General features: G+C 60.9%; 12 protein-coding genes and 1 pseudogene. 7 read left to right on the top strand and 6 right to left on the bottom strand.

All coding sequences use genetic code 11. The features are described from left to right. Positions 1-507 precede the first annotated feature (507 nt). The 3 genes from M3A49_RS25460 to M3A49_RS25450 all read right to left on the bottom strand — a co-directional run bounded on the left by M3A49_RS25460 (position 508) and on the right by M3A49_RS25450 (position 3,408). The gene (locus M3A49_RS25460; RefSeq protein ID WP_254353090.1) at positions 508-849 is read right to left on the bottom strand and encodes a BON domain-containing protein; all 342 of its coding nucleotides are present in this window, start codon (positions 847-849) and stop codon (positions 508-510) included. 251 nt (positions 850-1,100) lie between these two features. Continuing rightward, positions 1,101-1,862, bottom strand: a complete 762-nt coding sequence (locus M3A49_RS25455) for an alpha/beta hydrolase family protein (RefSeq protein ID WP_266231535.1) — start codon at positions 1,860-1,862, stop codon at positions 1,101-1,103. Positions 1,863-2,487: 625 nt separating this feature from the next. Next, entirely contained in the window at positions 2,488-3,408 is a 921-nt protein-coding gene (locus tag M3A49_RS25450; RefSeq protein ID WP_266231534.1) for a LysR family transcriptional regulator, read from the bottom strand. A gap of 137 nt (positions 3,409-3,545) precedes the next feature. Between M3A49_RS25450 and M3A49_RS25445 the strand changes: the two genes are divergently transcribed. The 3 genes and pseudogenes from M3A49_RS25445 to M3A49_RS25435 all read left to right on the top strand — a co-directional run bounded on the left by M3A49_RS25445 (position 3,546) and on the right by M3A49_RS25435 (position 5,985). Continuing rightward, positions 3,546-4,310 (top strand): SDR family oxidoreductase, encoded by a 765-nt coding sequence (locus tag M3A49_RS25445; protein ID WP_266231533.1) that lies wholly within the window; start codon positions 3,546-3,548, stop codon positions 4,308-4,310. Positions 4,311-4,384: 74 nt separating this feature from the next. Beyond that, a pseudogene (locus tag M3A49_RS25440) lies at positions 4,385-4,639 on the top strand (SDR family NAD(P)-dependent oxidoreductase); the annotation flags it as partial. 170 nt (positions 4,640-4,809) lie between these two features. After that, positions 4,810-5,985, top strand: coding sequence for an acyl-CoA dehydrogenase family protein (locus M3A49_RS25435; protein ID WP_266231532.1), 1,176 nt, complete (start codon positions 4,810-4,812; stop codon positions 5,983-5,985). Positions 5,986-6,111: 126 nt separating this feature from the next. Here M3A49_RS25435 and M3A49_RS25430 read toward each other — a convergent pair whose 3' ends face one another. Then, entirely contained in the window at positions 6,112-6,402 is a 291-nt protein-coding gene (locus tag M3A49_RS25430; protein ID WP_254353095.1) for a hypothetical protein, read from the bottom strand. A gap of 246 nt (positions 6,403-6,648) precedes the next feature. Here M3A49_RS25430 and M3A49_RS25425 point away from each other — a divergent pair, with 246 nt between their 5' ends. After that, positions 6,649-8,094 (top strand): DEAD/DEAH box helicase, encoded by a 1,446-nt coding sequence (locus M3A49_RS25425; RefSeq protein ID WP_266231531.1) that lies wholly within the window; start codon positions 6,649-6,651, stop codon positions 8,092-8,094. Between the two features lie 412 nt (positions 8,095-8,506). Continuing rightward, the gene (locus tag M3A49_RS25420) at positions 8,507-9,382 is read left to right on the top strand and encodes a LysR family transcriptional regulator (RefSeq protein WP_266231530.1); all 876 of its coding nucleotides are present in this window, start codon (positions 8,507-8,509) and stop codon (positions 9,380-9,382) included. Between the two features lie 430 nt (positions 9,383-9,812). Here the strand turns inward: M3A49_RS25420 and M3A49_RS25415 are convergent, their stop codons facing one another. Beyond that, the gene (locus tag M3A49_RS25415) at positions 9,813-11,024 is read right to left on the bottom strand and encodes a polysaccharide pyruvyl transferase family protein (RefSeq protein ID WP_266231529.1); all 1,212 of its coding nucleotides are present in this window, start codon (positions 11,022-11,024) and stop codon (positions 9,813-9,815) included. A gap of 168 nt (positions 11,025-11,192) precedes the next feature. Here M3A49_RS25415 and M3A49_RS25410 point away from each other — a divergent pair, with 168 nt between their 5' ends. Then, positions 11,193-11,618, top strand: coding sequence for a Fur family transcriptional regulator (locus tag M3A49_RS25410; RefSeq protein WP_028206271.1), 426 nt, complete (start codon positions 11,193-11,195; stop codon positions 11,616-11,618). A gap of 24 nt (positions 11,619-11,642) precedes the next feature. Here the strand turns inward: M3A49_RS25410 and M3A49_RS25405 are convergent, their stop codons facing one another. Continuing rightward, positions 11,643-12,077, bottom strand: coding sequence for a zinc-binding dehydrogenase (locus M3A49_RS25405; protein ID WP_266231528.1), 435 nt, complete (start codon positions 12,075-12,077; stop codon positions 11,643-11,645). Between the two features lie 71 nt (positions 12,078-12,148). On the opposite strand from M3A49_RS25405, the gene M3A49_RS25400 reads away from it, so the two are divergent. Then, positions 12,149-12,385: a hypothetical protein gene (locus M3A49_RS25400; protein ID WP_323183254.1), complete on the top strand. Its 237-nt coding sequence runs from the start codon at positions 12,149-12,151 to the stop codon at positions 12,383-12,385. Positions 12,386-12,390: the final 5 nt, after the last annotated feature.

The raw sequence follows: 12,390 nt of genomic DNA, 5'->3' as shown, positions 1-12,390 counted from the left end.
GGCAGCCACTCCAAAGGGCATGGGTAAAGACCCGACATGCGTTAACCGAATGCATCTCTGCAAGCGGCTGGCCTGGCGAATGAACCGCGTCATTCTCAGCCTGCGATATCCTGGAGACGCTACTGCCGTGACTCATGGCGCCATTGCATCCACCTGATTCTCACGCAACCGTCGTCAGTCGACGCCGTACCCCGAGCCACCAAGGCGAACTTGCCATCGCGCGTGGCTCTCCAACTGCCGTCGAAAATCGATTCGCGCAGCCCCCCCGACCAGAGTGCACCAAGGCGCTCCTCAGCGAGGGCGACACGCTATTCCTGCCTTCCGGGAACTACTATCCGCTGCGCGTGCATCGCGCGTTCGTCACGCAGACGGATGCTGCGGGACTGGTGTCGTCGATGGTGATCCGGGTGGTCGGCTGAATGAAAGGAACTGTCGAGGATATATCAGGGAGAACGGCGAAGCCGCACCCTCGCGCAAACGAAAGGGCGGCCTCGCCAAAGGCCAGCCTTACTGACCCACTTCCTTGATGGTCAATGCGTTCTTGACCGAGGTCACGCCGGCAACGCCCTGAGCGACTTGAGTGGCCTTGTCGACCTGGGAGGAATCCGGAACGGTGCCTTCCAGCGTCACCGCGCCACCGCGAGCGCGAATCACAATATTTTCCGGCTTGATGTCCTTCGCGTGATCCAGCGCGGCGCGCACTTTCTTTTCCAATGCGTGGTTGGCCTGCTTCGACGATTGCGAAGTGGCAGGCGCCGTGCCCGTATCGTTCCCCTGCGCCCATGCGCTGACCGAAACGGCGACGATCAGAGCGCCACCGGCCAGCTTGATTGCCTGAATAGCCTTCATTCACTTTCTCCTTTTTCAGCGTTGCGACGAATCCGAACGGTGATCTCACAATTACATAACCGGAACGTTGGGCGAACTGTGACTACCTGTACGCAGTGCGACAATGCTAAAGACATTGTGGTGTGGGACCGATTTCGCGAAGCCTAAGTTGCAACACAACTGCCCCGGCTGCCTGCGGGCAGGCAATGCGTTTCCAATTCTGGTTGGTCACCGCCCAAATTGCTGCACTTCTGGATCAAAGTTTTTACCGCCTATTGTGAAGGGATATATGGCGACACCCACGCGGCGATACAACGTGCCACATACTCTGCATCTTTACCGCCGCTGAGAAGATGGTCAGCCTGATCCAGCGATATGAAACTCTTTGGATGTTTCGCCGCAAGGAAAATCTTTTGCGCCTGTTCAATGCTAACGGTATCGTCCAGAGGAGAATGGAAGACGAGCAATGCCCTCTTCAGCCTCGCGACTTTCTCTTCCAGTCGGTGTTCGTTAACGTCCTCGAGGAATTGACGCTTGATTGTGAAGTCCCTACCGGCAAGCTGGACCGTCAAGGTGCCGAGCCTTTCGATTGATTCGATGCTGTCCTTGAACAAATGCTTAATATGCCGCACGTCGCCAGGAGCCCCGATCGTAACGACCGCTTTTGATTCCGGTATGTCAGAAGCCGAGGCTAAAACTGCGGCCCCACCCAGACTATGACCGATCAGTAAGGTTGGTGCCTGATGTGCCCTCCTGAGGAAATCCGCTGCCGCCAACAGGTCGCTAATGTTGGAGGAAAAGTTACTGTTGGAGAAATCGCCGTCACTGTTACCAAGCCCTGTAAAGTCGAAGCGAAGTACGGCAATCGACTGCTCAGTCAGCGCCCGTGCGATCTTCGACGCGGACTTCAAGTCCTTACCGCAAGTAAAGCAATGTGCGAACAGCGCATATGCGACAGGTTTGTCAGGAAGCTCAAGGAGTCCGGCCAGCGATTCACCCTGACCGTTCTCGAAAGAAATCTTCTGCTTTATCATCGCCGTCCTCTCCTGGTCGACGCATGCCGGATGGCCGAGACGACGCCTGTGGCTGGGGAATAAGCTGCCGCGCATCGCATCGGCGGCCACCGTACGAATTGTACGAGGAAGCTCAACTCTTCGCCGCGCCGGCGGCCGGCACGGCCGCGTTATCGTCGCCCGCCTGCCCCAACGAAGGCAGTGCGGCTTACGATCGCCACGTTTGGGGCGCCTACCCAGCCCGATTGCCCAAATCCCCCCGTGCAATGCAAAACAGAGGGCCTGACTTGACGCGCGGTGTTAGATCACACGGAAACGGCGACGACAATAAAGCGGTTCACCTGACTGTCCTTCATGTTTTAAAGGATGACCGCTGCTAACCTGGAAGCCGCCGATTTCGACACTGTGTCTTGGCGGGCCGCTTCACGCCCTGAGTCGGCCCGTCAAGCTTTTAGAGGGGGAGGCGCAAGGTTTCCAAGAAGCGGGGAGCCTCGCTTCCTCAATGCGTTTAGATAATTGGTTGTATGGCAACGGCGTGTCTGGAATTTTGGTCCGATATCGCTGAAATCCACCGCCCGGGCGAGAATAGCCGAGTGGCGTTTCATGCGCCGATCGCAAATAAGGCACACCGGAGCCGCATTGGCATCTACCTGCTCTGACTGGCGCGATCCCATGGAGGCACTCCGCTGAACGCTTCGACCAGGAAGTCGATCATTACGCGCACTCTGGCGCTCAGATGTCGACGGCTCGGGTACATAGCGAGTATGTCGATCTCAGGCAGGCGATACTCCGGTAACACGTGAACGAGTTTGCCGGCACGTAGATCGTCGCCGATCAGGAACGTCGGTTGCCAGATCACGCCTTGCCCTGCGAGCGCGGCTGCGCGTGCCGTGTCGCCGTTATTGGTATGCATGTGGCAGTCGACCCTCACAGCGTGGGTCTTGCCGCTACGGTCGATGAGTTGCCACTCGTCGCCGGTCGCCGCATAGGTGTACCCGACGCAGCGATGCTGCATCAGGTCCGCCGGCAAGGTCGGATGTCCGAAGTGGGCCAGATACGCCGGCGACGCGCACAGGATGTTTTGCGATGTCGCCAGCTTGCGGGCTGCGTGGCTAGTGGAGCCGGCGCGAGAGATACGAATCGCGAGATCGTAGCCTTCATCGACGATATCAACGACGCGGTCGATCAGCGCGACGTCGAGCTCGATGCCGGGATATTTGCGCATGAACCCGGGCCACAGCGGTGCCAGATACCGAATCCCAAAGCTCACGGGCGCATTGATGCGCAGTCTTCCACGCGGTTCGACCGACCCGGATGCCACAAGCCCTTCTGTCTCCGCGACATCGTCGAGAATGGCCTTGCAGCGGGCGTAAAGCGTCTCGCCGCCCTCGGTCAGAGACAGCGTACGTGACGTGCGATTGAGCAGGCGCGTGCCCAGATGTGCTTCCAGTTCATTCACATAGCGGGTGACGTTGGCGGGCGACGTGCCGAGCGCATCGGCTGCGCGCGCGAAGCCGCCGCGGCTCACCACCGTTACGAAAACTTCAAAGGCGCGCAGGCGGTCCATACCCTCTCCGAACATTCATAAAAGCTGAATGATAGGACCATGTTTTATGCCTTTCTGCAAGCAGAACTGAAGCCTATATTTCGCTCACAGACCGGGGCACAGGGCACTGGCCAACGCAGGACTTCAGGAGATTGAAAATGCAACGCTTGACAGGAAAAGTCGCCATCGTGACCGGCGCCAGTTCAGGGATTGGCCGTGCAACGGCCAAGCTGTTTGCGAAGGAAGGCGCCAAGGTGGTTCTTGCTGCGCGGCGCGCGGCGGAACTTGAAACGCTCGCCGCGGAGATCGTCAGCGAAGGCGGCGAAGCCGTGTATCTAGCCGGCGACGTTCAGTCGGAGGACTTCGCGAAGGCGCTGGTCGCGCTCGCAGTCGACCGCTTCGGCCGGTTGGACATTGCCTACAACAACGCCGGCACGCTGGGCGAAATGGGCCCGAGCACCGGCATTTCGGAGGCTGGCTGGAACGCTGCGCTGGCGACCAATCTGACCAGCGCCTTCCTCGGTGCGAAGCACCAGATTCCCGAAATGCTGAAGCGCGGCGGCGGATCGATCATCTTCACGTCGACGTTCGTCGGTTATTCGTTCGCGTTTCCGGGCACTGCGGCCTACGCGGCGAGCAAGGCCGGGCTGATCGGCTTGACCCAGGCGCTCGCCGCAGAGTATGGCGCGCAGGGCGTGCGCGTCAACGCGGTGTTGCCGGGCGCGGTGGACACGGACATGTATCGCGGCATGAACGACACCGACGAGTCGCAGGCGTTCGTGACCGGACTGCATGCGCTCAAGCGCGTCGCGAAGCCGGAGGAACTCGCACGTTCAGTCCTCTACCTCGCATCGGACGATTCGTCGTTCGTAACCGGCACCGCATCGCTCGTCGATGGCGGCGCCTCGATTACGCGTACCTGAACCTCCAGGCGGCATCCTGTGATCGAGACCCGATGCCGCCCTTTTCTACCTTTTCTTTTGAAAGGAAGTCAGTCATGGACCTGAAACTGAAAGGCAAACTCGCACTGGTGAGCGGCAGCACAGCCGGCATCGGCCTCGCCATCGCCAGGACGCTGGCCCAGGAGGGCGCTCGTGTGATCGTGAACGGACGCTCCCAGTCATCTGTCGATGACGTGGTCGCGCAGCTGAAAGCGAACACGGGCAACGACGTTTACGGATTTGCGGGCGATCTGAGCACGGCCGCCGCAGCCGACGAACTCGCGCAACGTTATCCGGATGTGGAAATTCTCGCAGCGCAGCGCCCGTCGTGGCCGACGAAAGCGGACTGGCGATAGAGCCGATGGAGGTGTCATCAGGAGCGCGTTCTAGGCGTGACGCTTACCATCGTGTGGAATAACTCGTGGATCAAGGGCGTTCTGAAAAAGTCGCTCCGCGATACTCACATCAGAGGACCCACGCCATGACCCATGAAGTCGACCGTATGCTTGATGAAATCCGCAAACTGGCGCCGAGCATTCGATCGCGCGCAGCCGAAATCGAGGCGGCACGCCGAATGCCTTCAGACCTGGTGGAGACGCTTAAAGCGATTGGCATTTATCGCATGTTCGTACCCAGGAGTCACGGCGGAATGGAGCTGGATCTTCCGAAGGGGCTCAGGGTGATCGTCGAACTCGCAAAGATCGATGGGTCGTTGGGCTGGACCGCGATGATTGCCAGTGGAAGCGCGCTGATTGCCTCCCTGCTGAACATTCGGACCTATGATCAGGTGTACGAATCGGGTCCGGACGTCATACTCGCCGGGTCATCCCAACCTGCGGGCACCGCACAGCCGGCGCCGGGCGGCTGGCGCGTGAGCGGGCGCTGGCCGTTCGCTAGCGGTTGTCAGCAGGCCGAATGGATGGTGGGGTTCTGCGTGATGACGAAAGACGGAAAGCCGCTTCCCGGTCACGCCGGCGAAGACGGGCCGCCACTGTTACGCGGCTTCATTCTCCCAGCGTCCGAATGGCAGATCGAGGATACGTGGCACGTGGCAGGGCTCAAGGGCTCCGGTAGTCATCACATCGCGATCGCCGACAAGATCGTGCCGGAAAGCAACTTCTTCGATATCGAGGGCGGCGTGCCTTGTCTTCCAGGGGCGCTCTATCAGAGCGTGCTGGAACTCATTCCTGTGATGCACAGTGCCTTCTCCGTAGGTGTGGCCAAAGGAGCGCTGGAGGAACTCGTCGCATTTGCGAATACCGGCCGCACGCAGCTTCGCGCGGTGACTGCCATGCGTGATTCGGAGCTGTTCCAGGCGGAACTCGGCCGAGTCGGAGCCGACCTGAGAGCGGCGCAGGCGTTCATGGAGGTACAGGCCACGAGCCATTGGGGCCATGCGCTGGCGGGAACGATCAACGACACAGCGCTGCGCATGCAAAGCACGCAAAATTCCGTGTGGATCGCTTCGACCTGTGTGCGTATTGCCGACGCGTGCTTCGCGCTGGGTGGCGGGGGCGCCCTCTACGACGCCTCGCCGTTGCAGCGGCGATTGCGTGACCTTCACGCCGGGGCCCAGCACGTCGTAGCCCAGCAACGAAATTATGCGGCAGTTGGCAAGCTGCTTCTGGAAAATCGGGTCTCGAAGACCGCCGGCTAGTCGAGCCGCGCGGTCCGAACGCCGGCAGCGTAGGCGAGTAATCTCCCCGAATGCCACATGAGAGCCCCCGAGGCGATCTGGCCCGATTCGTGAATATCGCGATCGCAGGCACGCAATGATGCGTGGTCAGGCAAGCACTACCCCTGCAAGGAACGTTGCAAAGTAGTCGTCGTCCAGCCATCCCGAAACGTGCTTTGACGCCTCGATGCGCCGGATTTCGCTCTGTCCTTTATCCGTCAGGACGGCAATCTGTAATGTGGGGAGAAACTTCGTGCTGGGGGGAGGTGCCTGGTCTACGGTCTGGATCAAACCGTGCGAGCGAAGCAACGTGAAGATTGGCGGTCGCTTGTGCCACGGTATTTGTCGATGCAAAGCAAGTCGAAGAGCTTCTAGTACAGCGCCATTGTTGAATTCCATGAGGATCCTTCTGGTGTTCGACTGAAACGTCCTGCTGGCTCTGGGTACCTACAGTAGCACATGAAGTGGTTCTGTACGATGACACACAAAAACGAAACCTTTCATGTCCAGCGATGATGCCGGTGCGGCGCGTGGCACCGCTACGCTATTCAGCGGCGTTCAAATCGATCTTCTTGACCGTCGGTTCTGCGCGGCGAAGTCAGCGCGGTAACCGCTAGAATTACGGTTTTAGCCCGGAATACGCCAATGTCTTTTGCCTCGCTTGGCCTGATCGATCCCTTGCTGCGTAATGTGCAAGACCTCAATTACCAGACACCTACGCCGGTGCAGGCCAAGGCGATTCCCGCCGTGCTCAGTGGCAAGGACGTCATGGCCGGGGCACAGACCGGCACTGGCAAAACGGCGGGTTTTGCGCTGCCGCTGTTGCAACGGCTGGTGCAACACGGCCCGACGGTGTCCAGCAACCGCGCGCGCGTGCTGGTGCTGGTGCCCACGCGTGAACTGGCTGAGCAAGTGCTGCAAAGCTTTATCGCTTACGGCAAGGGCCTCGACCTGCGATTGCTGGCTGCCTACGGCGGCGTGAGTATCAACCCGCAGATGATGAAGTTGCGCAAAGGCGTGGATGTGCTCGTTGCCACGCCGGGCCGTTTGCTGGATCTCAATCGCCAGAACGCAGTGCAGTTTGATCAAGTCCAAACGCTGGTGCTGGATGAAGCCGATCGCATGCTGGATCTGGGCTTTGCGCGCGAACTCAACGCCGTCTTTGCTGCCTTGCCCGCTCAGCGTCAGACCCTGCTGTTCTCCGCCACGTTTACCGATGATATCCGCGCCATGGCGGCGGGCATTCTGCGCAGCCCGGTCAATATCAGCGTCAGCCGGCCCAATGCGACGGCCAGCAAGATCAAGCAGTGGGTGGTGCCGGTGGATAAGAGGAACAAGCCTGACCTCTTCATGCACCTTGTGGCCGAGAACAACTGGGAGCACGCGCTGGTGTTCGTCAAAACCCGCAGTGGCGTGGATTATCTGGCGGCGATGCTGGATGAAGCGGGCTATGCGGTCGACACCATCCACGGCGACAAACCGCAACCCGCGCGACTGCGTGCGCTGGAGCGCTTCAAGATGCGCGAAGTCAATATGCTGGTAGCCACCGATGTGGCTGCGCGTGGGCTGGATATCGACGATCTGCCGCTGGTGATCAACGTTGATCTGCCGATCGTGGCGCAAGACTATGTGCACCGTATTGGCCGTACCGGCCGCGCGGGTGCCAGCGGCGTGGCGGTGTCGCTCGTGTGTGCCGATGAAGCGCCGCAACTGGCCGCGATTGAAGCGCTGATCCGGCAAACGCTGCCCCGTGAGGAAGAGCCGGGTTTTGAAGCCGAACACCGCGTACCGCAAACCAGCGAGACTGGCCAGATCATCAAGAAACCCAAAAAGCCCAAGAAGCCCAAAGTGCCGCAAGCTGCGTCGGGCGCCATGCAGGCGCCCAGCAAAAAACCGCTCCCGCAAAGTGGCGAAAACAGGCGCAAACCTGCGGCGCCGCGCGCTGTGGCCGGGGATAAGGGCACAAGTTTCACGAGCGGTAGCCCATTCAGCGTGCAAAAGCCGCGCAGCAAACCCGCCACCAAGCCAGTTGCGGGTTCGCGTACGCCAACTGGCAAACCTGCTGGTGCCCGCGGCAAACGCCAACCCTGATCCTTGGGATGAGCAACGCCAGCCCTGGAACAGGCTGGCCAACGGCGCGCTTTGGCGGCGGCGGCAGCACGACCGCGCTCAACGCGGCCAGTGCCTGCGAGAGACGACAGCGAAGCTTACGGCGATCGCACCTGTCGCCGCGCGATGATGGGCCTCGTGCGTCAAGTCGCCGAAGCGAGAACGGCGACTGCGCCCTTTACGCGCATCGGAGTCGCTGACCAGGGTCGTGTCGGATTCGCTGTCGACCGCCGTTTTACCGATGGCGTCAGATTCAAGGGCCGTCTGGGGGGCGTTAGTCGGCAAGGTTCGAATTGGCATTGCGAATGATTCTTGAGAGGGGCATGCACGTATTGAACTCCTCGCCAATCGATCAGTAAAATGAATGTTCTTACCAGTATGATTACTTTTCCGAATGGAACTGAAATTACTGAGGACGTTTCTCACAGTTACCGAGCTGCGCCATTTCAGCCGCGCGGCGGATGCGCTGCACATGAGTCAGCCGGCACTCAGCAAGCAGATCGGCGCGTTGGAGGCGAGCCTCGGTGGCAGGCTGTTCGAACGCGGTCGGCACGGTGCGCAGCTCACGCCATTTGGCGAGACGTTCCTGTCCGATGCGCAGGCGCTCGTACGCGACGCGGATGAAATCCTCTTGCGTGCGCGAGAAGCAAGCAGCGGCCAGCAAGGCCATCTGCGCCTAGGGATCTGCCTGTCCGTACTGACAATTGTGCCGAAGCTCATCGCTGATTTTCGAGAGCAGCATCCTGCTGTCACCGTCACCCTGAGCGACCTCTCTTCCGCAGAGCAAACGCGCCGTCTTCTGGCGGGCAAGCTGGATGCCGGTTTCCTCCGCTTGCCCAACGCGGATGGTCTTTCATCGTTCAAAGTCGTAGACGAGGGACTTGCGCTCGCATTGCCGCCGCACCTTCGGTACACACGCCTTCCGGCGGATCTCGACGTGCTCAATGAAATCGGCTTCATCTCGCTAGTGCGTGCACGCGGGCCGGGGCTCGCTGCACAGATCGACCGATGGTGCATCGAGCACCGCTTCGTGCCGAAGGTGACGCAGCAGGCCGAAGACATCCAGTCGGTCCTGACTTCGGTCGCCGCGGGAGTGGGCATTGCGTTCATTCCTTCTCGCGCACGACACCTGCTGCGGGATGCTACAGTACTGCCGCTTCATGGCAAAAACGCGAAGTGGCGCGTGGGACTCGCATGGCCTTCCATGCGGGAAGATCCGGTTACGGCGCGCTTTGTTGCGTACTTGCGCGCCGCAATGAAAGGCGGGTAATGGGTGTGCCGCCGTTCTCAGAACTTGTGTACCGGCGGCCCGTCGAGATGCTGTCTGCCGAATCGAAGGCCGGTGACGGCGGGGCAAGCTAATGGCCATACGTGGTTTCGCTGCTCAATCTGATCTCCGTTGATTGCATGTTTCTTTGCGTGATCGATGTGGATTCCGGCGATAGACGCATCGAATAACCTTCGACAAGGTTAATTGCGCGCAAGGCGGTGGGTCCATGTATAAAACGTAGATTGAATGGTATTTTTTTACTTTCAACCGGACCGGGTAAACCAGTATCGATCCGGCGAATCGCGCACGGGCGGCGCAGTTCACGGGACGGCGTAGGCATGAAAAAAATTTGCGAATGGTTGTGCGAAAAATGACTCGCTTATCTGACCGAGGGCAGTGTCGTCGCCATCTCATAGATCATTCGCACGGCCTATAGTCGATTCGCAGCAACCACCGTTTCAAATTCCATCCGATACCGCCGTGCGAGTGCGGATGCGGTTTCGCGCAGTGATTCGCGATCGGTCGCCAGTGCGTTGGCGACCGCATCGGCAAGATTGTCCAGATTCACAACGCCGGTGAGGCCCGCCGCTTCCCATGTCCGCATATATGCCGCATGCTTGCTTCCCGCGAAAGAATGATCAGGATGACTGATATTGACGCGAGGAAGCGCGTACGCCATCGCGACGATGCGACCGTGCAGGCTGCTGCCGCAATAGATGCGGCTTCCAGCGATCAGCGCACAGATGTCCCAGACGTTCAGCGAAGCAAACACGCGAACATGAGCCGCGCACAGTCGCGCCGCGAGCCGCTGGTACACCGCCAGGTCGTCATGCCAGGGAGCGGCGCCCGCGCGAAACAGCACAATACCCAGGCCGTGCCCGCACGCCGTGAGTTCGAGCTGGGCGGCTAGCGTATCGAGCGTTGCATCGTCGCCGAAGTCAGCGCTGAATTGCACGGCTGCATAACCGTGCGGGAACGCCTGCCGCACGTCGCGCAGCGCGAGGGTGGCGGCGTGCCGGCGTATTGCCGTGCCGAACAGGGCTGCCGTCAGCGTGGCGGGGTCCGGTATCAGGCGGGCTTCGATGCCCCGTTGCGCGAGCAGCGTCTGGGTTTGACGGTCGCGCACGCTCACCGCATCCGCGGATTGCAGTGCGGCGAGCACGTCGGCGCCCAACTGCGCATTGCGTGCATCGAGATCGACGCCCCCCACCGCGTTGAACGAGAGATGCTTCACGCGCACGCCCGGCAACGCGGATTTCGAAAGCACATACGGCGCGAGCGACGCCACGCCAACATGCTGGTGCGCCCACGCGCGCCCGTCGCGCAGCCATGTATCCTCGTCGGCAATGAGCGCCGGCACGCGCCGCGGCGGTGCGAGCATCACGGCAGCCTCCCACGCATTGCAGGTCAGTAGCTCGCCGCCTGCGTGGATCACGTTCACCGAGCGGCCGCGTGCGAACGTGGCGATGCGCGCGAGTGCGACGGTGGCTGGCCCGCCATCGCCATGCGGATCGCGCGCGGCGAGCCCGGCGAACAGCAATTCGCGGCGTCGCAGCATGCGCGCCATCACCCGCGCGATCAGCAGGTCGCCAAAGTTGTGCCGGTCGAACGCGCCGAAGATCACCGTGGGCTTGGAAGCCATGCGGGCCTCAGGTCGTGCTTCTGTTCAGTATCCGCCAGTCCAATACTTTCTCGATCCATACGGCGCCGCAGCATAAAGTTGGGCCGCCTGACACTCAACACTGACATAAGGAAACCTTAAGCATTCTCGGGGAAACTGTCGGCCTTGCCGACGTGTTTTTCCCTGCGTATGAGAACGGTCTACTCCGAACTGAAGAGCGCGCGCCTGCGCCCTACATCCAGCCGCGTGGCCGTGCTGAAGGTATTTCATGATGCGCCACACGAGCATCTGACTGCCGACCAGGTCTTTCGCCGCATTGCGAAAGATGTGGAGCAATGCAGCCTGGCGAGCGTGTATCGCGCGCTTGCGCAACTGATGGAATCGTCCCTGCTCGATAGCACATGGGTTGGCGAAACGCGCGTGGTGTACGAGCTTGGGCGTGGCGCGCCGCACGCGCATCTCGTGTGCGAGAGCTGCAAGACCGTGGTGGACATCGACGAGCCGATGCTGCAGGAACAGCACGCCGCCATCGCTGCGGCGAAGCGCTTTCGCTATACGCATTCGAGTCTCGTCGTTTTCGGGCTTTGCGCCCAGTGTGCCGCGGCTTCGTCGTGAACTGGCGCAGTGTCGGCGCGAGGTTCAGAGCGTGACGACCACCTTTCCGAACTGCTCGTTCGACTCCAGGTAACGGTGCGCCTCGACGATCTGCTCAAAAGAGAACGTCCTGGCTATGACGGGCCGTAGTGCGCCCACTTCCAGGCCGTCCAGAATGAAGGCTTTCGCGCACTCCAGCCAGTCAGGATTGCCAATTACCTCATGAACGAGGTAGCCGCGCAACGTCAGCGTTTTGCCCAGAACTGCGGGCAAGGGAAACGGCGTGGGCTCGCGGCTCAGGCCGCCATATTCGATCAGTATCCCGCCGCGCGACATCGAAGCCGTGAGCGGCTCGGACAGCGAACCGCCGATGGCGTCGAGCACGATGCGCGCCCCTTCGTTTCCCGTGATGTCAGCGAGCCGTGCGGCCACGTCTTCTTCGCTAGCGGCGATCACGTGAGCGGCGCCGGCGTCGAGCAAGGCGCGCCGCTTGGCAGAAGTCCGCGTGATGGCGGCCGGCGTCGCGCCGATGCGGTTCGCGCCGTTTTCGTCTGGACGATCTTGCCGCGATCGCCGACGCCGTCGCCGCGGGAGAATGGCTCGGATGGCCGCCGTTCTGGCTCGTGCGCGAGCGGGTCCGCGAAGGCGCGCTAGTGGAATTGTTGCCTGCGCAACGGGGTTTTCTCTACGACGCGTACGCGCTATGGCTGCGCACGCCGCACGTGCCGATGCGAGTGCCGCTGGCCGTGGAGGAACTGGCGCAGGCGTTGCCGGCGATGATGGTGTGAGAAAG

This window comes from Paraburkholderia sp. CNPSo 3076 (assembly GCF_026343935.1).
Taxonomy (GTDB): domain Bacteria; phylum Pseudomonadota; class Gammaproteobacteria; order Burkholderiales; family Burkholderiaceae; genus Paraburkholderia; species Paraburkholderia nodosa.
This window is presented reverse-complemented; position numbering and strand designations above follow the sequence as displayed.

Bases quoted from the DNA above. Each gene is read 5' to 3' on its own strand.
- M3A49_RS25460 (WP_254353090.1), bottom strand. From the start codon at position 849: ATGAAGGCTATTCAGGCAATCAAGCTGGCCGGTGGCGCTCTGATCGTC.
- M3A49_RS25450 (WP_266231534.1), bottom strand. From the start codon at position 3,408: ATGGACCGCCTGCGCGCCTTTGAAGTTTTCGTAACGGTGGTGAGCCGC.
- M3A49_RS25425 (WP_266231531.1), top strand. From the start codon at position 6,649: ATGTCTTTTGCCTCGCTTGGCCTGATCGATCCCTTGCTGCGTAATGTG.
- M3A49_RS25410 (WP_028206271.1), top strand. From the start codon at position 11,193: ATGAGAACGGTCTACTCCGAACTGAAGAGCGCGCGCCTGCGCCCTACA.
- M3A49_RS25455 (WP_266231535.1), bottom strand. From the start codon at position 1,862: ATGATAAAGCAGAAGATTTCTTTCGAGAACGGTCAGGGTGAATCGCTG.
- M3A49_RS25435 (WP_266231532.1), top strand. From the start codon at position 4,810: ATGACCCATGAAGTCGACCGTATGCTTGATGAAATCCGCAAACTGGCG.
- M3A49_RS25420 (WP_266231530.1), top strand. From the start codon at position 8,507: ATGGAACTGAAATTACTGAGGACGTTTCTCACAGTTACCGAGCTGCGC.
- M3A49_RS25430 (WP_254353095.1), bottom strand. From the start codon at position 6,402: ATGGAATTCAACAATGGCGCTGTACTAGAAGCTCTTCGACTTGCTTTG.
- M3A49_RS25415 (WP_266231529.1), bottom strand. From the start codon at position 11,024: ATGGCTTCCAAGCCCACGGTGATCTTCGGCGCGTTCGACCGGCACAAC.
- M3A49_RS25445 (WP_266231533.1), top strand. From the start codon at position 3,546: ATGCAACGCTTGACAGGAAAAGTCGCCATCGTGACCGGCGCCAGTTCA.